This is a genomic window from Rheinheimera metallidurans (assembly GCF_036983985.1).
Lineage (GTDB): Bacteria > Pseudomonadota > Gammaproteobacteria > Enterobacterales > Alteromonadaceae > Alishewanella > Alishewanella metallidurans.
This window is the reverse complement of sequence record NZ_JALAHQ010000001.1, coordinates 780,335-800,563: the sequence shown is the minus strand read 5'-3', so window position 1 is coordinate 800,563 and position 20,229 is coordinate 780,335. Positions and strand designations below refer to the sequence as shown.

General features: G+C 43.7%; 21 protein-coding genes. 6 read left to right on the top strand and 15 right to left on the bottom strand.

What is annotated here, in order from left to right:
- Nucleotides 1–3 precede the first annotated feature (3 nt).
- The 15 genes from MN199_RS03835 to pspA form a co-directional block, all read right to left on the bottom strand.
- Complete coding sequence (locus tag MN199_RS03835) at nt 4–219, bottom strand: hypothetical protein (protein WP_132582545.1); 216 nt, start codon at nt 217–219, stop codon at nt 4–6.
- A 27-nt stretch (nt 220–246) separates the two neighbouring features.
- Nucleotides 247–1,173, bottom strand: coding sequence for a chemotaxis protein CheV (locus MN199_RS03830; RefSeq protein ID WP_335738455.1), 927 nt, complete (start codon nt 1,171–1,173; stop codon nt 247–249).
- Between the two features lie 195 nt (nt 1,174–1,368).
- The gene (gene maiA / locus MN199_RS03825) at nt 1,369–2,007 is read right to left on the bottom strand and encodes a maleylacetoacetate isomerase (protein WP_335738454.1); all 639 of its coding nucleotides are present in this window, start codon (nt 2,005–2,007) and stop codon (nt 1,369–1,371) included.
- Between the two features lie 84 nt (nt 2,008–2,091).
- Nucleotides 2,092–3,108 carry a fumarylacetoacetate hydrolase family protein gene (locus MN199_RS03820; RefSeq protein WP_132582539.1) on the bottom strand — a complete coding sequence of 339 codons (1,017 nt, stop codon included), beginning with the start codon at nt 3,106–3,108 and terminating at the stop codon, nt 2,092–2,094.
- 23 nt (nt 3,109–3,131) lie between these two features.
- A complete protein-coding gene (locus MN199_RS03815; RefSeq protein ID WP_132582537.1) occupies nt 3,132–4,265 on the bottom strand; it encodes a homogentisate 1,2-dioxygenase in 1,134 nt (377 codons plus the stop codon).
- Nucleotides 4,258–5,331 (bottom strand): 4-hydroxyphenylpyruvate dioxygenase, encoded by a 1,074-nt coding sequence (hppD, locus tag MN199_RS03810; protein ID WP_132582535.1) that lies wholly within the window; start codon nt 5,329–5,331, stop codon nt 4,258–4,260. The genes MN199_RS03815 and hppD overlap by 8 nt, the downstream gene beginning before the upstream one ends.
- A gap of 213 nt (nt 5,332–5,544) precedes the next feature.
- On the bottom strand, nt 5,545–7,107 hold the full coding sequence (tyrR, locus tag MN199_RS03805; protein ID WP_335738453.1) for a transcriptional regulator TyrR: 1,563 nt from the start codon (nt 7,105–7,107) through the stop codon (nt 5,545–5,547).
- Between the two features lie 168 nt (nt 7,108–7,275).
- Complete coding sequence (locus MN199_RS03800; RefSeq protein WP_132582531.1) at nt 7,276–7,617, bottom strand: 4a-hydroxytetrahydrobiopterin dehydratase; 342 nt, start codon at nt 7,615–7,617, stop codon at nt 7,276–7,278.
- 9 nt (nt 7,618–7,626) lie between these two features.
- Nucleotides 7,627–8,418, bottom strand: coding sequence for a phenylalanine 4-monooxygenase (gene phhA, locus MN199_RS03795; protein ID WP_132582529.1), 792 nt, complete (start codon nt 8,416–8,418; stop codon nt 7,627–7,629).
- Between the two features lie 169 nt (nt 8,419–8,587).
- Nucleotides 8,588–9,790 (bottom strand): methionine gamma-lyase, encoded by a 1,203-nt coding sequence (megL, locus tag MN199_RS03790; protein ID WP_335738452.1) that lies wholly within the window; start codon nt 9,788–9,790, stop codon nt 8,588–8,590.
- Between the two features lie 97 nt (nt 9,791–9,887).
- Nucleotides 9,888–10,904: a TIGR01620 family protein gene (locus tag MN199_RS03785; RefSeq protein WP_132582525.1), complete on the bottom strand. Its 1,017-nt coding sequence runs from the start codon at nt 10,902–10,904 to the stop codon at nt 9,888–9,890.
- The gene (locus MN199_RS03780) at nt 10,901–12,280 is read right to left on the bottom strand and encodes a YcjX family protein (RefSeq protein ID WP_335738451.1); all 1,380 of its coding nucleotides are present in this window, start codon (nt 12,278–12,280) and stop codon (nt 10,901–10,903) included. Before MN199_RS03780 ends, MN199_RS03785 begins: the two co-directional genes overlap by 4 nt.
- Nucleotides 12,281–12,298: 18 nt before the next feature.
- A complete protein-coding gene (pspC, locus tag MN199_RS03775) occupies nt 12,299–12,715 on the bottom strand; it encodes an envelope stress response membrane protein PspC (RefSeq protein WP_132582521.1) in 417 nt (138 codons plus the stop codon).
- Nucleotides 12,708–12,944, bottom strand: coding sequence for an envelope stress response membrane protein PspB (gene pspB / locus MN199_RS03770; protein WP_132582519.1), 237 nt, complete (start codon nt 12,942–12,944; stop codon nt 12,708–12,710). Before pspB ends, pspC begins: the two co-directional genes overlap by 8 nt.
- Nucleotides 12,945–12,968: 24 nt before the next feature.
- Nucleotides 12,969–13,640 carry a phage shock protein PspA gene (gene pspA / locus MN199_RS03765; protein ID WP_132582517.1) on the bottom strand — a complete coding sequence of 224 codons (672 nt, stop codon included), beginning with the start codon at nt 13,638–13,640 and terminating at the stop codon, nt 12,969–12,971.
- A 184-nt stretch (nt 13,641–13,824) separates the two neighbouring features.
- On the opposite strand from pspA, the gene pspF reads away from it, so the two are divergent.
- Genes pspF through MN199_RS03735 form a run of 6 tightly spaced genes read left to right on the top strand, consistent with a single transcriptional unit; the run spans nt 13,825 to nt 20,202 of the window.
- Entirely contained in the window at nt 13,825–14,916 is a 1,092-nt protein-coding gene (gene pspF, locus MN199_RS03760; protein ID WP_132582515.1) for a phage shock protein operon transcriptional activator, read from the top strand.
- On the top strand, nt 14,913–16,532 hold the full coding sequence (locus MN199_RS03755; RefSeq protein WP_335738450.1) for an ABC transporter substrate-binding protein: 1,620 nt from the start codon (nt 14,913–14,915) through the stop codon (nt 16,530–16,532). The genes pspF and MN199_RS03755 overlap by 4 nt, the downstream gene beginning before the upstream one ends.
- On the top strand, nt 16,529–17,545 hold the full coding sequence (locus MN199_RS03750) for an ABC transporter permease (RefSeq protein WP_335738449.1): 1,017 nt from the start codon (nt 16,529–16,531) through the stop codon (nt 17,543–17,545). The genes MN199_RS03755 and MN199_RS03750 overlap by 4 nt, the downstream gene beginning before the upstream one ends.
- 1 nt (nt 17,546) lies before the next feature.
- Nucleotides 17,547–18,443, top strand: coding sequence for an ABC transporter permease subunit (locus MN199_RS03745; protein ID WP_132582509.1), 897 nt, complete (start codon nt 17,547–17,549; stop codon nt 18,441–18,443).
- A complete protein-coding gene (locus MN199_RS03740; protein WP_132582507.1) occupies nt 18,443–19,438 on the top strand; it encodes a peptide ABC transporter ATP-binding protein in 996 nt (331 codons plus the stop codon). Before MN199_RS03745 ends, MN199_RS03740 begins: the two co-directional genes overlap by 1 nt.
- On the top strand, nt 19,435–20,202 hold the full coding sequence (locus MN199_RS03735; protein WP_335738448.1) for an ATP-binding cassette domain-containing protein: 768 nt from the start codon (nt 19,435–19,437) through the stop codon (nt 20,200–20,202). The genes MN199_RS03740 and MN199_RS03735 overlap by 4 nt, the downstream gene beginning before the upstream one ends.
- Nucleotides 20,203–20,229 lie beyond the last annotated feature (27 nt).

The window sequence follows — 20,229 nt, the reverse complement described above, 5'->3', positions numbered from 1 at the left end:
ACGTTAACTGGGTTCTTTTTGTAACTGTAATGCAGTGATAGTGCCAGAAGCAATGCACAACAGCGGCGCAACCAAGGTAAAAACCCATCCGGCTTGTAAACTTACATCATGCCACCAAGCATAACTTGCTGCTGTTAACTGAAAACACACACCAAACAGGCCAATATAGGTTAATAACCGATTTACAGGTCGTTTGGGTAAGGTAAATATTTTATTCATAACACCTTCTACTACACCATTTATTACTTAGTCAGCATTCATCCACTTTTGTACTGCAGAAACTAATTCATCGGGGTGAAATTTAGCAATGAATTGATCTGCGCCTACCTTTTTAACCATGGCTTCGTTAAACACACCACTTAATGAAGAGTGCAGCACAACGTGCATATTTTTTAATAGTGGATCAGCTTTAATTTCAGCCGTCAACGTGTAGCCATCCATCTCTGGCATTTCTATATCAGAAATAAGCAATGGCACCTTAGTTGAAATATCGCCTCCTAGCTCCGCGGCTTTTGCTGTTAGCCAATTTAATGCAAGCTTGCCATCGTTTACTAATTCAACATTAATGCCAATAGAGGTAAGTGCACGCTTCACCTGATTGCGCGCCACTGCCGAGTCATCGGCAACTAATACGATAACATCTTTAAAACTGCGCTCTGCTGCTTTGGTTTTTATATCTTCACTAACATCTTCATTAACTGGGGTAATTTCAGCAAATACTTTCTCAACATCGATTATCTGTACCAGCTTACCGTCTATCTCGGTTACTGCAGTAAGATAATGACCGGCACCTGCGCCCTTTGGCGGCGGCAAAATTTGGTCCCAATTAGTATTAACAATACGATCGACGCCGTTTACTAAAAACCCTTGCGTATGCCGGTTATATTCCGTTACCAACACGAAGGCTGTTGATAAGTCCTCAATACGCTTGCCACCGGTAGCTTGGCTTAAATCAATAACCATCACCGGCACACCACGTAAATGGGCAATACCTCGTACATGCGGGCTTGATCCGGGCATTTCCGTCAATTCAGGGCACTGCAATACTTCGCGTACTTTAAATACGTTGATACCAAAAGGTTGTTTACCATGCAGGCGAAATAACAATAACTCTAACCGATTGTTACCAACAAGGTTGGTCCGCTGGTTTACTGCGGCCATTAGTTTACTCATATTGCATTACCTCTGGGGGCTAACGTTGCCAATAACGGCGTTATGCATGTTACACACTACAGCATTTTGTTGCTTATAACGCAATGCGCTAGCGAGCAAGTATATAAAATATTGTTTAAGCATAGGCGGCTATAGCTAATCGTCTAGCAACAGAGAAAAAATGCTGCCGTTAATGGCAGCATTTAATACAGTGGATTATTGTGCGTCAGCCTGCTGTTCAGGTACAGCTAACGCAAACGCAGCAAGTTGTTGGCAATTATGATAAATACGATTAAGGTTAGGATAAGCCGTCATATCTAACGAGAAACGCTGTGCGTTGTATATCTGCGGTATTAAACAGATATCCGCTAACGTTACTTCATCGGCAAAGCAATATTGCCCCGATGTTAGCGCTAAACGTTGCTCTAACGCAGTAAAACCGACGTTAAGCCAATGCTTAATCCAGCCCAGCTTTTGTTCTTCAGACAATGCTAACGGCCCTGTCAGGTATTGTAAAACTCGTAAATTATTTAACGGGTGAATATCGCAGGCAATATCTAATGCAGCAGCCCGTACTTGCGCTTTTGCCGCTAAACTTTTTGGTAAGAAAGCCGGTTCTGGGTACTTTTCATCTAAGTATTCAATAATAGCCAGTGACTGATTAACGCTCACATCTTCGTCAACAAAAGTAGGCACCAGCTGCGCAGGGTTAAGTGTTTTATAATTTTCGCTATGCTGCTCGCCGCCATTTTTAATTAAATGTACAGCCACGCTATCAAAACTCAGTTGTTTTAAATTAAGCGCAATGCGTACCCGATATGCGGCCGATGAGCGCCAGTAACCATAGAGTTTCATAAAGATCCTGTTAGTACTGTAGTTTAAACATAGCGTTACCATATAAATAAGCATCTGTGAGGCACTGCCCACAGACGCTGTACTTTAGGCGTTATACTTTACAACCTTCTGGTCTATTGCACCAAACACGCTGTTGCCCTGCTCGTCTAGCATTTCAATACGAATGGTATCGCCAAACTTCATAAAAGAGGTTGCTGGTTTACCGTCACGAATAGTTTCAATCATACGAATTTCAGCAATACAGCTATAACCGACACCGCCCTCGTCAACTGCTGTACCATGATCGGTACCCTGTTTATTAGATACCGTGCCTGAACCAATAACTGCGCCAGCGCCAAGTTTACGCGTTTTAGCTGCATGTGCTACTAACTGGCCAAAATCAAAAGTCATATCTATACCAGCATTTGGCTTACCAAATAACTTACCGTTGTACGTAGACAATAGCGGCAAGTGCACGCGACCATCATGCCATTTATCGGCTAGCTCATCGGGAGTTACCGCTACCGGGCTGAAGGCTGATGAGGGTTTGGAATGAAAGAAACCAAAACCTTTGGCTAATTCATTCGGAATAAGAGCACGCAGTGACACGTCATTAACTAACATCAGTAAGCGAATTTTGCTACGGGCTTCGTCTGCACTGCACGCCATTGGTACGTCGTCAGTTATAACGGCCACTTCACCTTCAAAATCGATGCCGTAATCTTCAGAGCTAACGTCAATATTATCGCAAGCGCCGATAAAGTCATCTGAACCACCTTGATACATTAATGGATCGGTCCAAAAACTTGGTGGCATTTCGGCATTACGCGCTTTACGCACTAACTCTACGTGATTAACGTAGGCGCTGCCATCAGCCCATTGATATGCACGAGGTAAGGGTGACTCTGCATTTACTGGTTCAAACGCCATCTCACCATCAACCTTACCTTGATTCAGCGCCTGATAAACTTGCTCTAACTTGCTAGCTAATAAGGCCCAGTTATCTAATAGCTGCTGCATGGTAGTGGCTACTGTTGGTACGGCAACACAACGGCTTAAATCTCGGCTTACTACCACTAGCAAACCATCGCGACTACCATTTTTTAAACTTGCTAACTTCATTTATGATCCTTAACTAAGCCTGTTTAGGGTTTAACTTTCCAGCTGTTAATATACTCATGGTTTTCTGTTGCAAGCGCTGCAGCACCCATTTCAAGCGCATCGCGAGTATCTAGCATTACTGCAACTTCATCAGTGAATTTCTTTTTGTACTCACGCGCAGCAGCAAAAGCTTTAGGGTGCGGGCCATGGGTAAAACCAGCGGGGTGGAAAGTTACCATGCCTTTTTCGATATTATCACGGCTGAAAAAATCACCTGCATGATAAAATAGCACTTCATCGTAGTCGTCATTATTATGATAAAACGGCACCTTTAATGCTCCGGGGTCGCTTTCTATTGGCCGCGGTACAAAAGTACAGACCACAAACCGCTGTGCAACAAAGGTGGTATGTGCCGATGGCGGTAAATGATAGCGATGGCTCATTAATGGCCGAATATCACGCCAGTTAATGCGCATTACCGATAAATCGCCATGCCAACCAATAGCATCTAGCGGGTTATACGGATACGTAATTACCGACACTTCACCGTGACGTTTTATTTCTACCTGCCATTGTTGCTCGCTGTATTGGGCTTTAAACGCAGCATCAATTTTTGGCGTATCTAACATCGCTAAATCGAAAATAGCGTGATTACCCACTAAGCCTTTTTCTGGTAATTGAAAACTATCATTGGTTGCTTCTATTAGTAGAATAAACATCGGTGAGGTTGGCTCTAAGCGCCACATGGTCGAACGCGGAATGACAATATAATCACCATCGCGAACGGTCATATGACCATAGTCACAATACAACTCAGCACTACCTTCGTGAATAAATAATAGCTCATCACCATCGCCATTACGCACTAACTTGGTCATGCCCTCAGTTAAACGCCACGTACGCATTTTACAATGCGCATTAAATAACAGGTTTGGCACTGACCAAGGCGAATTGGTGTTATCAACACCAATGTCGTTAAAGTTAAACAGGTGTGGCCGCAGTGGGCCTTGCCAATCAGTCCAACCGGTAGGCGCGTGCTGATGATGAAAGTGCGTGGCGGGGCCAAAGAAGCCATTACGACCGGTTTCCCGCTCGTATATGGCTTGCTCTGGAAAATCAGCATGAGCTTGGCGCGATACATCCCCTTCCTTTAACGGAAACGATGCCCATTTACGCATTGCTTAATACTCCACGTTGAATTTGATCTTCTTCTATAGATTCAAACAACGCTTTGAAGTTGCCTTCGCCAAAACCTTCGTTGCCTTTGCGCTGAATGATCTCGAAAAATACTGGGCCAATTACGGTTTTAGTAAATATTTGCAGTAAAATACCGTCTTTCATTGGCGCGCCGTCAATTAACACTCGCAGATCACGAAGCTGATCTAAATCTTCTTCATGGCCTACTACACGCTCGTTTACCTTGTTGTAGTAGGTTTCTGGCGTTGGCATAAACTCCATACCACGGTTACGTAGCGTACGTACAGTTTCGTAAATATTTTCGGTGGTTAACGCAATATGTTGAATGCCTTCGCCTTTGTATTCGCGAATAAACTCTTCAATTTGCGATTTATCGTCTGACGATTCATTAATTGGAATACGAATTTTACCGCAAGGCGCGGTCATCGCTTTAGAGACTAAACCGGTTAACTTACCTTCAATGTCGAAATAACGAACTTCACGGAAGTTTCCGATGTTTTCATAAAACCCAGCCCACACGTTCATATTACCGCGCATTACGTTGTGCGTTAGGTGATCTAGCACGTCTAAGCCAACACTGTGCTTGGCCATATCCGCTTGCCAGTTGTCATAGAATTTAAAATCAATGTCATATACCGAGCTTGCGCCGTAACGGTCAACGAAATACAACAGGCTGCTGCCAATACCGTAAACCACTGGAATGTTTAGCTCCATAGGACCAATTTGATTTTTATATTCTTTGGCGCCATTAGCCAAAGCATGGCTTAATGCGGCGGCAGCATCTTTAACACGAAACGCCATTGCGCATACGCTTGGGCCATGATTACGGGCAAACTCTTCGGCTTGAGAATTTGGCTCAGCATTAATAATAAAATTAATATCGCCTTGCTTATATAACCAAGCTTGCTTAGAACGATGCTTTGCAACCTCAGTAAAACCCAACGAGTAAAATAAATCTTTTAATTTTTGAATTCCTTCAGCATCAGCCGCGGTGTATTCAACAAATTCGAAACCATCAGTACCCAGTGGGTTTATTTTATCTAACATTCGCCTATTCCCTATTACGTCTTTGATAGCAGCAATAATGCCCTTGCAATAAAAAAAAGCTAGAGGCCACTGAGCGACAGCGAAAAGCAGCTAAACAGGCTGTTTTGTAAAGATGGCAATACGAAAATGAGGTTTAGTGCAAAACAGAACAAAAAGGGCCACTAAATCATGTTAGCAGCCCGATACAAGTACAAATTTATAAACAAAGTGTAATTAAATTTTTACACTCTTGCGATTAATACCGTAATCACGCAATTTATTCGCTACAGCGGTATGGCTTAAACCAAGTTTTTTCGCTAACTGGCGGGAGCTGGGGTAAGCCGGAAACAATTTTCGCAACAAATTAGCTTCAAACCGTTTTACCGCTTCGTCTAATGTGCCGTCAAAGTCCTGCTCTAAATAACCAAAATCATTATTGTAGCTAGGTAATTGCAGATGCTCTCGATCTAATTCCGCACCGTCTAATAAAGTAATGGCGCGATACAGTGCGTTTTCTAGCTGGCGCACATTGCCCGGCCAAGGATAACTTTGTAAAAAACTCGCACAGTTATCGGTAAGTTTTGGTGCTTTTCTGCCTAACCTATTTGCAAAGCGTGCCAGAAAAAACTCAGCTAACGAAATAACATCCTGCTTGCGTTCACGCAGTGCTGGCAAGGCCAGTGTTAGTACGTTTAAGCGGTAATATAGATCTTCACGAAACTTACCTTCCTGCACCATGTGAGGTAAATCTTTTTGTGTGGTGCAAATTACCCGCACATCCACTTTTACTTCGTTCTCATCGGCCACACGTCTAAAACTACCGTCTTGTAAAAAACGGATCAGCTTTGTTTGTAACTGATGCGACATTTCACCAACTTCGTCTAAAAATACCGTGCCGCCGTTGGCTTGCTCAAAGATACCTTTTTTACTTTCGCTTGTGCCAGGAAAGGCATTAGCGCCGTAACCAAATAATTCTGACTCGGCAACGTTATCCGGTAACGATGCGCAGTTAAGTGCCAAAAATGGCTTACCAGTGCGGCTACTTGCAGCATGGCAGGCTTTAGCTAACAGTTCTTTGCCAGTACCGGTTTCACCCATAATTAAAATAGGCGCATCAAGCTGAGACATCTTTTTGGCTTCACGTACTACTTTGCGCATCAAGTTACTGTGCGCCTGCAACGTATTAAAGCTTTCTTGATCGCCTTTTTTAAACACCACCATATGCTGGCCTAGGCGACTTTCTGATTTCAAATTAATGACTGCACCGGCCAAAATTTCTGCGCCGGTATCATCAGGCACCATTACTGGCAGTACATCGGCGACAAAGCGTTTGCCATGAATTTCTAAGCGCCGAGTTTGTGCTAATACTTCATCGGCTTCTAACCAACGCTGAAAATTAAAGCCCTTTACCATGCTTTGCAACGACTGACCGGCGATCGCGTCTCTTGATACCTCTAACACTTCTAACGCGGCGTCATTAATTACAGTAACATTAGCTTTAAGATCGATAGCAATCAGGCCATCAGGTAAAGTGCGCAGTAAGGTCGATAGTTCGTTGTGCTCTCGTTCAGATGGCATAAAAGCGGTAGTTTTAACGTCTTCTACGCCAGAAATTCGGCGCATTTTGGCCATTAGCTCCTGAAACTTTTCAAAATTTACCGAAGGAAATGACACAAATATACGACTTAAGCTGCGATCAACTTCGATGCCGCGTAAATCTAGCTCGTAACTCACTAATACATTTAATACTTCTTGCGCCAGACCTAATCTGTTCTGGCATTGAATTTCTAAACGCATACCGCAAACTGCCCCAAAACCATTCAATAGACAGCATGATACGGCATAAGCCGCAAATCAGACTAGTGAATTTGTAAAGAAATATGAACAAGACGTTTATTTAACTGATGACTGCGACGAGTGGCGCGTTACCGCCACTCAGATACGCAGCTATATGTATGCGAAGAATTAGGCTAACAGTAGGCTGTCAGTTTTGGCCGCACAAATAAAATCGTTTTTATGCAGACCTTTAATTGAATGCGACCACCAAGTTACCGTAAGCTTTCCCCATTCAAGTAACAATGCCGGATGATGGCCTTCGGCTTCAGCTAACTCGGCTACTTTGTTATGGAACGCCCAGGCTAACTTAAAGTTTTTAAACTTAAATTCGCGTTCTAACTGCAAAATGCCATCACGCACCACGGGGGTCCAATCGGGAATTTGCCGCATTAACTCAGGTAGTTCAGCATCACTTACTTTAGGTGCATCTGCACGACAAGCTTCACATTGCATTGCTTTTAATTCAGACATTATTTATTCCTAGCTAACTTGTTTTTCTTTTGGTGGAAACTTTGCGGCATGCAAGCCTAATGCTCTAGCTTGTTCAACCAGCGCCATCATATCCAGCTGTGCAATATCAAACAGCTGATCAATCCGCTCAATCATAAAATAAATAGGCTGCATAATATCGATACGATAAGGTGTACGTAGCACGTCAACCGCATCAAACAGCTTACGTTCTGGTATATCTGAGCCAAGTGCATATTGGGTTTCGCCAGGCGATGATAATATACCACCTCCGTATATACGCAGGCCATCTGCGGTATTTAATAAGCCAAACTCAATAGTAAACCAATATAACCGGGCTAAATAAACTCGGTCTTGCTTATTGGCCGCTAAGCCAATTTTACCGTACTGATGCGTAAACTCAGCAAATGCGGGGTTGGTTAACATGGCGCAGTGACCAAATATTTCGTGAAAAATATCCGGTTCTTGTAAATAGTCAAACTCTTCACGCGAACGTATAAAGGTTGCGACGGGAAAGCGTTTGTTAGCCAGCAGTTCAAAAAATTTGTCAAAGCTAATTAGTGCGGGCACTTCTGCACATTCCCAGCCGGTAGTGGCACGCAACACACTACTTACTTCTTCCAGTTGCGGAATACGATCAGTTGGCAGCTGCAACTTTTCTAGTCCCGCCATATACTCATCGCAGGCTTTACCACTAATAACACCCAACTGCCGAGTAATTAACTCATGCCAAATCTGATTTTCTTCTTCAGACCAAGCAATAAAGCCTGTGTCATCTGACTGTCGAGATACGTACTTACTCATAAACAACCTGTTGATTTTTTTGTTATATGGGCTTATCTGCCGGCAATTTATAATGATGAATAATGGGCAGACATCTAGTTAGCACGGATACTAAGCGATAGCGCAGCAAGAGTTAACCTTACTGCGACCTATAGTCAGTTAGCTACGCGTAAACATTAACTTACAACGGCTATTTTTTGCCTTGCCGCTGTTGTATCTTATTAAGCGCCTGCGCTAAATCAGCAATAATGTCATCTATATGCTCTAGCCCAACTGATACGCGAATTAAGCCATCACTAATGCCCGCCATTTGTCGCTCTTCCGCGGTGTAAGGGCTATGTGTCATCGACGCCGGATGTTGAATAAGCGATTCAGCATCCCCTAAACTTACCGCCAAGCTTAATAACTGCACCTGATTAATAAAGAAGCGACTATCGTCTAAGCTCGCGTTTAGTTCAAACGCAAGCACGCCACCGGCGGCTTTCATTTGTTTACCAATAAACTTATAACCAGGGTGCGAGGGCAAACCGGGATAAAACACCTCGCTTACTGCAGGGTGCGCTTCAAGGTACTCAGCAACCTGTTGCGCATTACTGCAATGCCGCTCCATACGTACTGCAAGGGTTTTTAGGCCGCGTATAATTAACCAAGCATCGTGCGGGCTGATAGTTGCGCCCATATCTTTTAATGTGGTTAGCTTAATGGTTTTAATGGTTTCAGCGTCAGCGACAATTAAACCGGCAACCACATCGCCATGACCGTTTAAGTACTTGGTCGCGCTGTGGATCACAATATCAATGCCATAATCAGCTGGCTTTTGCAGCAAGGGCGTCATAAAGGTGTTATCGATCACCGAAATTAATTTATTACGACGACAGAAAGTACCTAAAAAGGCTAAATCTAACACCACCATATTGGGGTTTATTGGCGTTTCAGCAAATAGCATTTTAGTATTGGGTTTTAAGGCTTTTTCTACTGCGCCGTGGTCTGTCATGTCAACAAAACTAACGTCAATACCATAGCGAGCAAACTGGTGGTTAAATAAGGCGAAGCTGCAACCATAAATAGCTTTGCTGGCAATTAAATGATCGCCGTGTTGCAGAAATGCCATGGTGCTCGCCGCTACTGCCCCCATGCCGGTTGCTGTAGCCGCAGCATCATCCATGTTTTCTAGCGCAGCAATTTTAAGTTCTAACTCGCGGGTGGTTGGGTTGCCCAAGCGCGTATAAATATAACCTTCTTCTTCACCAGCAAAGCGCGCTGCGCCCTGCTCGGCATTGTCGAAGATAAAGGTAGAGCTTTGATATAACGGCGTTACTAAAGTGCCGAATTGGTTTTTTTCTTTTCCGGCATGAATACATAGGGTTTCGGCATTTTTATGAGTTTTGTGCATAGTGTTATTACTGCTGAAGTTAATATTGCATTAACAAATAGCAGAATTGATAATTAATGGAAGCAAGCCAGACATCTTGCAGTCTGCTTATGTAAACTTAGATTATGTTACCTCTGTCAGCTTTAGTTTGCACTGCGCTTTTAAAACGTTCTAACAAACTGGCAGTCAATACTTTAACACTAATTTTTGTCGTTGCCGTTGCTGGCAATGGCCTAAGTTGTTGTTGTGCCAAATTACCTAAGCGTGCCACCAGCAGCCCAGCAATAACCCCCTGCCCAGCGCGCGCCGATACCTTTGCAGTTAATTCACCACTTAATACATCTGATGCCATATCTAACGCCAGCTCTGAACCACCAGCCCAAAGTAACGCCGCCAATAGGCGTTTTAGCACCAGCATACTACGCAGCTGGCCAATAGCGCCGCCGTATAGCTGCGCTAGCTCACGCACCATGCGACTACTGCGCCATAGCACTAGCAACATATCGGCTAAAGCAAAAGGGCTAATGGCAACAGCTAAACTGGTATCCGTTGCGGCACGATAAATTAGCTGCTGCGCCTGCTTGTCTAGCTCAGTAAGTACAAAGTGTTCAAATAGCTGCAATTGCTCTTCATCGCTGTGTTCATCTTTAACCGCGCTGAGCCATTCGGCCTTTGCCGCAGTTAAGCTGGCTGATGCTGGCAAACTATCGGCTACTGAATTGCACAATACAGCGGCTTCACCATATTGCACACTATGACGAATACGTTCAGCATTTTGTTGCCATTGCCGGTTACGCGCTAAGCGCCGCCACAGTTTCAGCTCGCGCCACAATAATGAACCAATTAATACCAAAACCGCCGCACTAATTACGCTAAGCGCGGCACCTTGCCACAGGCTTTGTTGCCAGCTGTGCTGTAAGGTGTAAAACCATTGCCAAATAGATAACACAACGATTGCCAGCAAGGTAAAACCGGCCAAGCGCCACCACCAACGGGTTGGTTGCTTTAACACTATTATTGCAGTTGGTTCTTGCGCTACAAAATGCTGTTCTTGAAAATGTGTAGCCTGTTTCAGCGGCTCCGCAGCATCAAGTGCTTGGGCAGAAAAGTGCTGCGCGGGCTTTAGTTCGCTCATCGTAGTTTATCTCCTAAAATGTACTGCAGCACATGGTCCATGCGGACATGCGGTATTAGCTGATTCTCTTGCCAAGGTAATGGTCGAAGTGGCAGAAAACCAAACTTATGCTGATTAAATGTACTAGCCGCAGGCAGTTTTGCCGGTACCTCTCCCGGAAAGTAAGTTAAGGCTTGCGCATTAATACCAACACCGCTAATGCACGGCTGAGCCAAGCCATCAACTTGGACAAAACCACTTTTGCTGGCACGAATAGCCGCAATGGACATCGCCTCGGTAGTTGCGGCTTGATACTGACTTTGTTTCAGTGGCTGTTGTAATAATTGCTGTAATAACAAAGTTAAGGCTTTATGTTGTTCTGGCGTAGCATGATCTGCCTTGCTGGCAGCAAATAACACTTTGCTGATGCTAGGCTTAAACAAACGGCCTAAGATACTTGATGGGCCGTAATTAAAGCTTTGTAAAATAAGCTGTAATGCCTGCTGTAGCTCGCTAACTGCAGCATGGCCCGCATTTAATGCCGATAAACAATCAACTAAAATAACTTGTCGGTCTAAACCTGAGAAATGCTGCTGATAAAATGGTTTGATAACATGTTTACGGTAACTATCGTAATGCTGCGCCAGCTTATTACTCAGTGGTGATGCCGCATTGGCTTGTACCGGTAACAACGGAAACAGTTGCAACATGGGTGCGCCCGCTAACGTACCAGGCACTAGCAAGCGGCCCGGCTGGTTTAAGTAAGCGCCTGGGGTTTGATGAAACTGTTGTAATAGCTGTTTATATTGCTCGGTTAGCGTTTGTAATTGCAGTTCGGTTGCATTTTGTGGGTCAACGCTGCTTAACAACGCAGCAAAGGGCGCGGCAATATCTTTACGATGGGTTTTAGCAAATAATTGCCAGCTAAATTCACACCACTGCGTATAGCTTAAATCAAGCAAGGGTAAATCGAGTAACCACTCACCGGGATAATCAATAATATCTAGCGCCAGTTCGCTACGCGACTGTAAATGAGCGCGAAGCCCTGAAGCCGCTTTATAGCGCAGCTTTAAACTAAGTTGGCTCCAACCTTGAGTTGATGGTGGCCAAATTGGTGGCGTTTGCTGCAACGCCCGCAAATTTGCTTCAAGTGGAAACCGTGGTACATCAAGTAAAGGTGCCGCTAACCGACCACCAAGATAACGTTGCTGGCGCACAACATCAAAAAAAGGCAAATTATCTGGCTGATCACCGACCGTTAATTGCTGAACCAAAGACGTAATAAAAGCAGTTTTACCCGATCCACTTAAACCGGTAACGCCAATGCGCAAATGACGATCAAGGGCACGACTGGTTAGCTCGTGTCCTTGATGTTGAAGCTTATTTAAAAGATCCATAAGCTGGGGTATACCGCCCTATAAGCTATTAAATTCGCGGTTTAACTGAAACTTAGTTGAAGTGACATGGCGTTCCATGTCTCTTAACCGCAGTTCCAAACCATTAAACTGATTGGTTAAATGTTGTAGCGCTTGCTTGGGCGCCTCGCCTCGCTGCCAAAGTCGTGTTTTAACTTCTATGGCCTTTTCTGTTGGCGGGCTTAGTGTACTATTGGCTGCGGTTTTAAGCGCAGCTTTCGACTTTTTTTCTAACACCACCCAAGCAGCGATATATAGCACGAGTATTAAACCACCCGCACCTAGAAAAAAAGCCGATACGGTAATAATACGCACTAACCATAGTTCCCAGCCAAAATAATCTGCCACACCTGCACAGACACCGGCAATTTTTGCGTTCGCGTCGTCGCGCAGTAGTTCACGCCTAAACTTAGTCATGTTGGCTTCTCCACTTTGGGCTTTCTACATCTAAAATAGCTTCAAGAGTTTTAATACGGTCAGCCATTTTTTCTGCTTTGTGGGCTAAATCATTTAACTGCCCTAACTCTTGATCTGATAACCCTTGGCCCATTTTATGTTTACTACGGTAATGCATGATGACCCAAATAGGTGCAACAAAAATCATAAACAGAATAAAGGGTACACCTATGACTTCAGCAATGCTCATTGTAGACTCCTAAATGCCTGACGATCAGGCATCTTTACCTGTCTGATTAACTTTAGCTTTTAATGCGGCTAATTCGTTATCAATTTTATCTTGAGCGGCCAGTTCAGCAAACTCATCCTTAAGGGTTTTCTTGCCTAAATCATAGGCTTCAACCTGCGCTTCTAACGTATCAATTTTCTGCTCGTAACGCTCAAATTTATACATCGCATCATTAATACGGTTGCTGTCTAACGTCTTTTTAACTTCCAAGCGTGACGACACCGTTTTTTGGCGCATTAACATCGATTTTTGCCGTGCTTTAGCATCAGCTAATTTTTCTTGCAGCTGCGACACTTCATCTTGCAGCTTACTAACATGCTCATCTAAATTAGCAATATCTGCCGCTACTGCATTTGCTTGGTCCGACGCTTTTTGTCGTTCAATAAGCGCAGAACGTGCCAAATCCTCTCGCTCTTTACTTAACGCCAATTCGGCTTTAGCTTGCCAATCAGCTACTTCTTCGTGTAACCGATTAACTAAGCGCTGCAGTTCTTTTTTCTCGGCAATAGTTTTAGCAGAAGAAGACCGAACCTCAACTAAGGTGTCTTCCATTTCTTGAATTATCAAACGCACCATTTTTTCTGGATCTTCGGCTTTATCTAACAATGCGTTAATATTTGAATTCACAATATCTGAGAAGCGTGAAAAAATACCCATAATATTTACCTCATAATTGACTGGTGTAGTACACCCTAACCTATTCAGTTTTCTTGCCAACTTTTCATGTTAATTTAACACAATGATTAATATCGTTTTTTATTTATTTCGCTTTAATACTTTAGCTATCAGTCATTATGAAATACACTACTAATTAGCGAAATTAACTAACTAATAGCAGTCTATGAGCAGAAAATTTCAACAAGATAATCTGGTTGGTCAGTCTAACAGTTTTCTTAATGTGCTAGATCAGGTGTCACAAGTTGCCCCTTTAGATAAGCCGGTATTAATTATTGGTGAACGAGGTACCGGCAAAGAGTTAATTGCCGCACGGCTGCACTTTTTATCGCAACGCTGGGATCAGCAATATTTAACGTTAAATTGCGCATCTTTAAATGAAAACTTGCTAGAAAGCGAGTTATTTGGTCACGAATCAGGGGCGTTTACTGGTGCGAGCAAGCGCCATGAAGGCCGCTTTGAGCGCGCACATGGTGGCACCTTATTTTTAGACGAGTTAGCAAATACGCCAAGTTTAGTGCAAGAAAAGTTGCTTCGAGTAATAGAATACGGCGAATTTGAACGTGTTGGTGGTAGTCGAGCGATAAAAACCGATGTCAGGTTAGTTTGCGCTACCAATGAAGACTTGCCGCTACTGGCAGAACAAGGCGAGTTTCGCGCCGACTTACTTGACCGGTTGGCGTTTGATGTTATAACGCTGCCACCTATGCGCGAGCGCCGCGACGATATTCTGCTACTCGCCGAGCATTTTGCTATTAATATGGCACGCGAATTAGGTTTTGAGTTATTTAGTGGTTTTAGTGAGAAAGCTAAGCGCATACTGCTTGATTATCATTGGCCGGGTAATGTCCGTGAGCTAAAAAACGTAGTAGAGCGCAGTGTTTACCGCACTAATAATGCCTATGTACCAGTACATGATATTTTGCTTGACCCATTTGACTCACCGTACCGCCCACAACAACGGATAAAAGCAATACGTACAACGCAACCAACGGTTATAGAGACTGATTCAACTGCGCAGACACCAACAGCACCTGCCGCGTTATTAATGCCAACAACAAAACCAGAACAGTTTAATTTTAACCAAGTGCAAGACTTTAAAACACTGTCACAAGATTTTGAAGTGAGCTTAATTAAGCAAGCTCTGGCCGCCAGTCAATATAACCAAAAAAGAACGGCAGAGCTGCTGAACCTGACCTATCATCAGCTACGTGGCTATATGAAAAAGTATCAGTTACTGGAAAGCCAACAAGCATGAACTTAAAAACACGCCACTTATTACTCTTGTTATGCACGAGTGTTTTTGTTGGCGGCTGTAATAACGATTTACCCGAAACGGTACGCAGCGGATTAGTATATTGTTCTGAGGGGTCACCAGAAACCTTTAACCCACAGTTAGTTACCTCAGGCACCACTATCGACGCCATTAGCCAGCAATTGTACGACCGCTTATTAGATATTGATGCTAACAACGGCGAACTAATACCGGGCTTAGCACAAAAGTGGCAAGTGAGTGATGACGGTAGGGTGTATCACTTTACCCTGCGCTCAGAGGTACAGTTTCATCAAACTGAATATTTTCAGCCATCTCGTCCCCTTAATGCCGAAGATGTGGTGTTTACCTTTAACCGCATTATGCAAAAAAGCCATCCATTTCATCAACAAGGTGGTGCAAACTACCCGTACTTTCAAAGTGTTGACTGGGCCGATTTAGTTAAAAACGTGGTTGCAGAAACACCCGATCGGATTAGGTTTGAACTTAGCCGGCCGGATAGCTCATTTTTGTCTAACTTAGCTACCGATTTTGCCGCTATTTTGTCTGCCGAATACGGCTCACAGCTAGTTAAATCAGGTAAATTATCGCTGATGGATAGCCTGCCAATTGGTACCGGGCCATTTCGCTTTAAAGAATACCAAAAAGACGTATTAATCCGGTATTACCGGCATAAAAACTACTGGCGCGAACTTGCTAAACCCGAGCAACTTGTCTTTGATATTGTTCCCAATAATGCACGTCGCATGGCCAAGTTATTTACCCATGAATGCGATATTGTTGCTTTTCCGCGCGTGGCTGAACTAGGGTTAATTAGTAAACGGGCCGATGTTGACGTACAAGAAAGTACCAGTATGAATATTGGTTTTTGGGCATTTAACACCGAAAAACCGCCTTTTGATAATGTCAAAGTGCGCCAAGCATTAGCTTACGCCATTAACCGCGACGCTATTTTACAAGCGGTGTATTTTGGCCATGCTACCGCCGCTAACTCGGTATTACCACCTACCTCTTGGGCCTATAATCCGAATGTTGAACCGCAAAGCTATAATCCGCTTCAAGCCAGAGTATTATTAGCTGAAGCCGGTTATCCAAACGGCTTTAGTATGGATATATGGGCAATGCCGGTTCAGCGCTTATATAACCCTAACGCGCTAAAAATGGCTGAGTTAATGCAGGCTGATTTAGCCCAAATTGGTGTAAAGGCGCGCATTGTATCTTATGAATGGAATAGTTTTCGCCGTAAACTTGGCGCTTACGAGCACGACTCGGTACTGATTGGCTGGTCAGCAGATAACGCCGATCCTGACAACTTCTTTCGGCCATTACTAAGCTGCAGCGCGGCACTTACTGGCTCTAATCGCGCCAATTGGTGCGATGCTAATTTTGATAATCTCATTAGCCAAGCGTTGCTAACGGCAGATCAAAACCAGCGCCGCAGCTATTATTTCGCAGCACAACAATATCTGGCAGAGCAAATGCCGTTACTTAGCATTGCTCATTCACAGCGCTTTCAAGCTATTAGTAGCGACATTAAAGGTGTGAAAATTAACCCCTATGGTGGCATTGCATTGGCTAATGCGCAGAGGGATAGTAAATGATTATGTATTTGCTACGTCGGTTATTTTTGCTTGCCTTTGTTTTTATCGCTTTAAGTGTTTTTGCTTTTAGCCTAGCGTATTTATTCCCCGGCGACCCACTACAAAACTTTACTGGGTTAAGACATATTTCGCCCGAGCAATATGCATTACTAACTAGCGAATATCAGCTTGATAAAAATTATATTCTGCAATATTTAGCTTATCTTAGCCGAATATTTAGTGGTAACTGGGGCATGTCATTTTCTAGCCAACAACCGTTACTACAAGAAATGAAAATGTTGCTGCCTGCCACGTTAGAGCTGGCCTCCTATGCGTTACTTATTTCTTTTTTTATTGGTATTCCTATTGGTATTTTATCGGCTATTAAACCCGATGGCGTGTTCAGTAAGTTGGTGTCTGCAGTTGCTGTTGCTGGCTATTCCATCCCCATATTTTGGTGGGCGTTATTACTGATTATGCTATTTTCACTAGGCTTAGGTTGGCTACCCACCGCCGGTAGAATCGGGGTTTTGTATGAGATTAATCATGTCACCGGCTTTATGCTGCTAGATATTTTATTAGCTGCAACACAGCACCAACATGAAGCTTTACTAGATGCTCTTAGCCACTTAATTTTACCAACACTAGTACTAGCTACCTTTCCCACCACAGTAATGGTGCGTTTTACCCGAGATTCTATATTAGAGGTTTGGGAGCAAAGCTACATTAAAGCCGCACGAGCAAAAGGCTTAAGCCGGGGTCAAGTATTGTACCGTCACGCCTTACGCAATGCGTTATTACCCGTGATCCGGCAAATTGGCTTACAATTTAGTACGCTGATTACGTTAGCAATGATTACCGAGGTTATTTTTTCGTGGCCAGGTATCGGCCGCTGGCTTATTGACAGTATTTATCAGCGTAATTATCCAGCCATTGAAGCAGGTTTGTTAGTGATATCAACCTTAGTGATCAGCGTAAATATGCTGACAGAAATTTTACATACGCTATTTAATCCATTGGCAAGGAAACGCTGATATGGCAAAGTTTCGTTTATTGCCTGACGAGCAACTTGCACGCTCACCTTTTCGGCAGTTATGGCGTGAGTTTGCCCGCCAGCACAGCGCGGTTGGCGGCTTACTGCTGTTTAGCGTATTTGTATTTTTAGCCATACTGTCACCGCTTTTAACCCCACATGATCCTTATATACAAAATGATGCCATGCTGCTGTTGCCACCATCATGGTCTGAACAAGGCTTGGTACAATACCCTTTTGGTACAGACGATTTAGGTCGAGATCTGTTTTCACGTTTGCTCGTTGGCGCTCGTTATACCTTTGGTATTGCTATGATTACAGTAATAGGCGCATTAATTATGGGCTTATTGCTAGGTACATTGGCGGGCATGAGCAAAGGCCTAAAGTCGAGCATTTTTAATCACGTACTAGATTTAGCGCTTAGCATCCCGTCACTGCTGTTAGCAATCATAATAGTAGCGATACTAGGCCCGGGCCTACAAAACACCACCTGGGCCATTATGCTGGCAATGCTGCCACAATTTGTGCACGGTATCCGCAACGTGATAGCAGAGCAACTAAGCCAAGATTACGTTATAGCCTACCGACTAGACGGCGCAAATAATTGGTATGTATTTACCCGGGTTATTTTGCCTAATATTTGGGAGAGCCTAACCCTAATGGCTACCATGGCATTATCTACTGCAACATTAGATATCGCTGCACTTGGCTTTTTAGGGCTTGGTGCACAGTCACCCAGCGCGGAATGGGGTACTATTATGGCCGACTCACTTGATCTTATTTATATAGCCCCTGTAAGTGTAGCTGTGCCGGGCTTACTGATTTTTTTAGCAGCGTTATCAATTAATTTAGTTGGTGATGGCTTGCGTAATGCAGTTAAAAAGCGGCGAGAAAACTAATGCAGCTACTGGATATTAAAAACCTAACCATTGAATTAACTACACCTGACGGCCTAATTCGCGCAGTTGACCGAGTAAGCCTAAGCATGCGCGAAGGCGAAACTCGGGGTTTAGTCGGAGAATCAGGCTCGGGTAAAAGCTTAATTGCAAAAGCAATTGTTGGTGTGTTGAATAAACGCTGGCGCGTAACAGCAGATAGCTTTGGTTGGCGCGGACAAGAACTTAGCAACCTACCCTACGAGCAACAGCGTAAAATTATTGGTCGCGATGTGGCGATGATTTATCAAGAACCCAGCAAAAGTTTAGATCCGACTGCTGCGATTTTAGATCAACTTGAAGAAGCAATACCCGATCATCGGTTAGAAGGGCCTTGGTGGAAACGCAGCTATATGCGCCGGCGCAGAGCTATAGCTTTGTTGCACAAAGTAGGTATTCGGGATCACCAATCCGTTATGCAAAGTTACCCATATCAATTGTCAGAAGGCATTTGCCAGAAAACTATGATTGCGATGGCTATTGCTAAGGATCCTAAATTACTTATTGCTGACGAACCAACAACGGCGCTTGAAACGACCACACAAGCTCAGCTATTTAGATTACTTGCTAGCTTTAACCAGCTAAAGGGTATGTCGATATTGCTGATCAGCCACGAATTAGAACTTATCGCTCGCTATACGCAAAGCCTTAGTGTGCTTTATTGCGGACAATTAGTAGAAGCCGGCGAAACAGCGAGCATTATTAAACAACCGTATCACCCTTACACCCACGCCTTGATTAAAAGCGTACCTGGATTTCAACCTAATTTACCGCCCAAAACGCCGCTATACGCTCTACCTGGCAGTATTCCGGTGTTTCAGCACCTACCTATAGGTTGTCGGCTTGGCCCGCGCTGTCCTAATGCTCGCAAAGAATGTGTAAAGACACCGGCATTAGAACGGCTACACAATCATTACTACAGTTGTCACTTTCCTCTTATAGGCAATAAAGCACCATGAGTATATTGCTTGAAGTACGTAACTTATGTAAAACGTATAGCCAACAAGCGGGGCTGTTTCGTCAGCGTAGTATCTGTGCATTAAACGACATTAGCTTTAGCCTGCTAGAGGGTCGAACGCTAGCTATTGTCGGCGAAACCGGGTCGGGTAAAAGTACGCTTGCCAAATTGCTAGTGGGTATTGAAAAGCCTGATCAAGGGGAAATTATACTTGCCGGTACGGCAGTACAAATTAGCCACTATCGTCAATATAACCATATTATTCGTTATATCTTTCAAGACGCTACTACATCACTTAATCCACATCAAAAGGTTGGACAGCTGCTAGACGATACGTTGCGCTTTAACACGCAAATGAATGTTGAGCAACGGCGACAAAAAATTCGTCTCACATTAAAACAACTTGGCTTATTGGACGATCATGCTGAGTTTTATCCGCACATGTTCTCTGGCGGGCAATTACAAAGAGTAGCGCTGGCTAGGGCGTTAATTCTTGATCCTAAGTTGCTTATTTTAGATGAAGCCTTAACCGCACTTGATCCGTCGTTACGGGCACAGATTATTAATTTGCTCTTAGAGTTACAGCAAAAATCAGGCCTAGCCTATTTATTAATTAGTAACCATCTACGCATAATTAAACATCTCGCTGATGATTTACTAGTACTACATTATGGAAAAGTACTGGATTATGGCCCGACAGCATATGTTATTGCCAACCCGCAACATGATTACACTCAAAAACTTATTAGTAGCGCGTCAGCATAAAAAAAACCGTGGCGAGCCACGGTTTTT

Bases quoted from the DNA above. Each gene is read 5' to 3' on its own strand.
- pspC (WP_132582521.1), bottom strand. From the start codon at position 12,715: ATGACTAAGTTTAGGCGTGAACTACTGCGCGACGACGCGAACGCAAAA.
- pspB (WP_132582519.1), bottom strand. From the start codon at position 12,944: ATGAGCATTGCTGAAGTCATAGGTGTACCCTTTATTCTGTTTATGATT.
- MN199_RS03830 (WP_335738455.1), bottom strand. From the start codon at position 1,173: ATGAGTAAACTAATGGCCGCAGTAAACCAGCGGACCAACCTTGTTGGT.
- pspA (WP_132582517.1), bottom strand. From the start codon at position 13,640: ATGGGTATTTTTTCACGCTTCTCAGATATTGTGAATTCAAATATTAAC.
- MN199_RS03780 (WP_335738451.1), bottom strand. From the start codon at position 12,280: ATGGATCTTTTAAATAAGCTTCAACATCAAGGACACGAGCTAACCAGT.
- MN199_RS03785 (WP_132582525.1), bottom strand. From the start codon at position 10,904: ATGAGCGAACTAAAGCCCGCGCAGCACTTTTCTGCCCAAGCACTTGAT.
- phhA (WP_132582529.1), bottom strand. From the start codon at position 8,418: ATGAGTAAGTACGTATCTCGACAGTCAGATGACACAGGCTTTATTGCT.
- pspF (WP_132582515.1), top strand. From the start codon at position 13,825: ATGAGCAGAAAATTTCAACAAGATAATCTGGTTGGTCAGTCTAACAGT.
- maiA (WP_335738454.1), bottom strand. From the start codon at position 2,007: ATGAAACTCTATGGTTACTGGCGCTCATCGGCCGCATATCGGGTACGC.
- MN199_RS03735 (WP_335738448.1), top strand. From the start codon at position 19,435: ATGAGTATATTGCTTGAAGTACGTAACTTATGTAAAACGTATAGCCAA.
- MN199_RS03755 (WP_335738450.1), top strand. From the start codon at position 14,913: ATGAACTTAAAAACACGCCACTTATTACTCTTGTTATGCACGAGTGTT.
- MN199_RS03815 (WP_132582537.1), bottom strand. From the start codon at position 4,265: ATGCGTAAATGGGCATCGTTTCCGTTAAAGGAAGGGGATGTATCGCGC.
- MN199_RS03820 (WP_132582539.1), bottom strand. From the start codon at position 3,108: ATGAAGTTAGCAAGTTTAAAAAATGGTAGTCGCGATGGTTTGCTAGTG.
- MN199_RS03745 (WP_132582509.1), top strand. From the start codon at position 17,547: ATGGCAAAGTTTCGTTTATTGCCTGACGAGCAACTTGCACGCTCACCT.
- MN199_RS03740 (WP_132582507.1), top strand. From the start codon at position 18,443: ATGCAGCTACTGGATATTAAAAACCTAACCATTGAATTAACTACACCT.
- tyrR (WP_335738453.1), bottom strand. From the start codon at position 7,107: ATGCGTTTAGAAATTCAATGCCAGAACAGATTAGGTCTGGCGCAAGAA.
- MN199_RS03750 (WP_335738449.1), top strand. From the start codon at position 16,529: ATGATTATGTATTTGCTACGTCGGTTATTTTTGCTTGCCTTTGTTTTT.
- hppD (WP_132582535.1), bottom strand. From the start codon at position 5,331: ATGTTAGATAAAATAAACCCACTGGGTACTGATGGTTTCGAATTTGTT.
- megL (WP_335738452.1), bottom strand. From the start codon at position 9,790: ATGCACAAAACTCATAAAAATGCCGAAACCCTATGTATTCATGCCGGA.
- MN199_RS03800 (WP_132582531.1), bottom strand. From the start codon at position 7,617: ATGTCTGAATTAAAAGCAATGCAATGTGAAGCTTGTCGTGCAGATGCA.
- MN199_RS03835 (WP_132582545.1), bottom strand. From the start codon at position 219: ATGAATAAAATATTTACCTTACCCAAACGACCTGTAAATCGGTTATTA.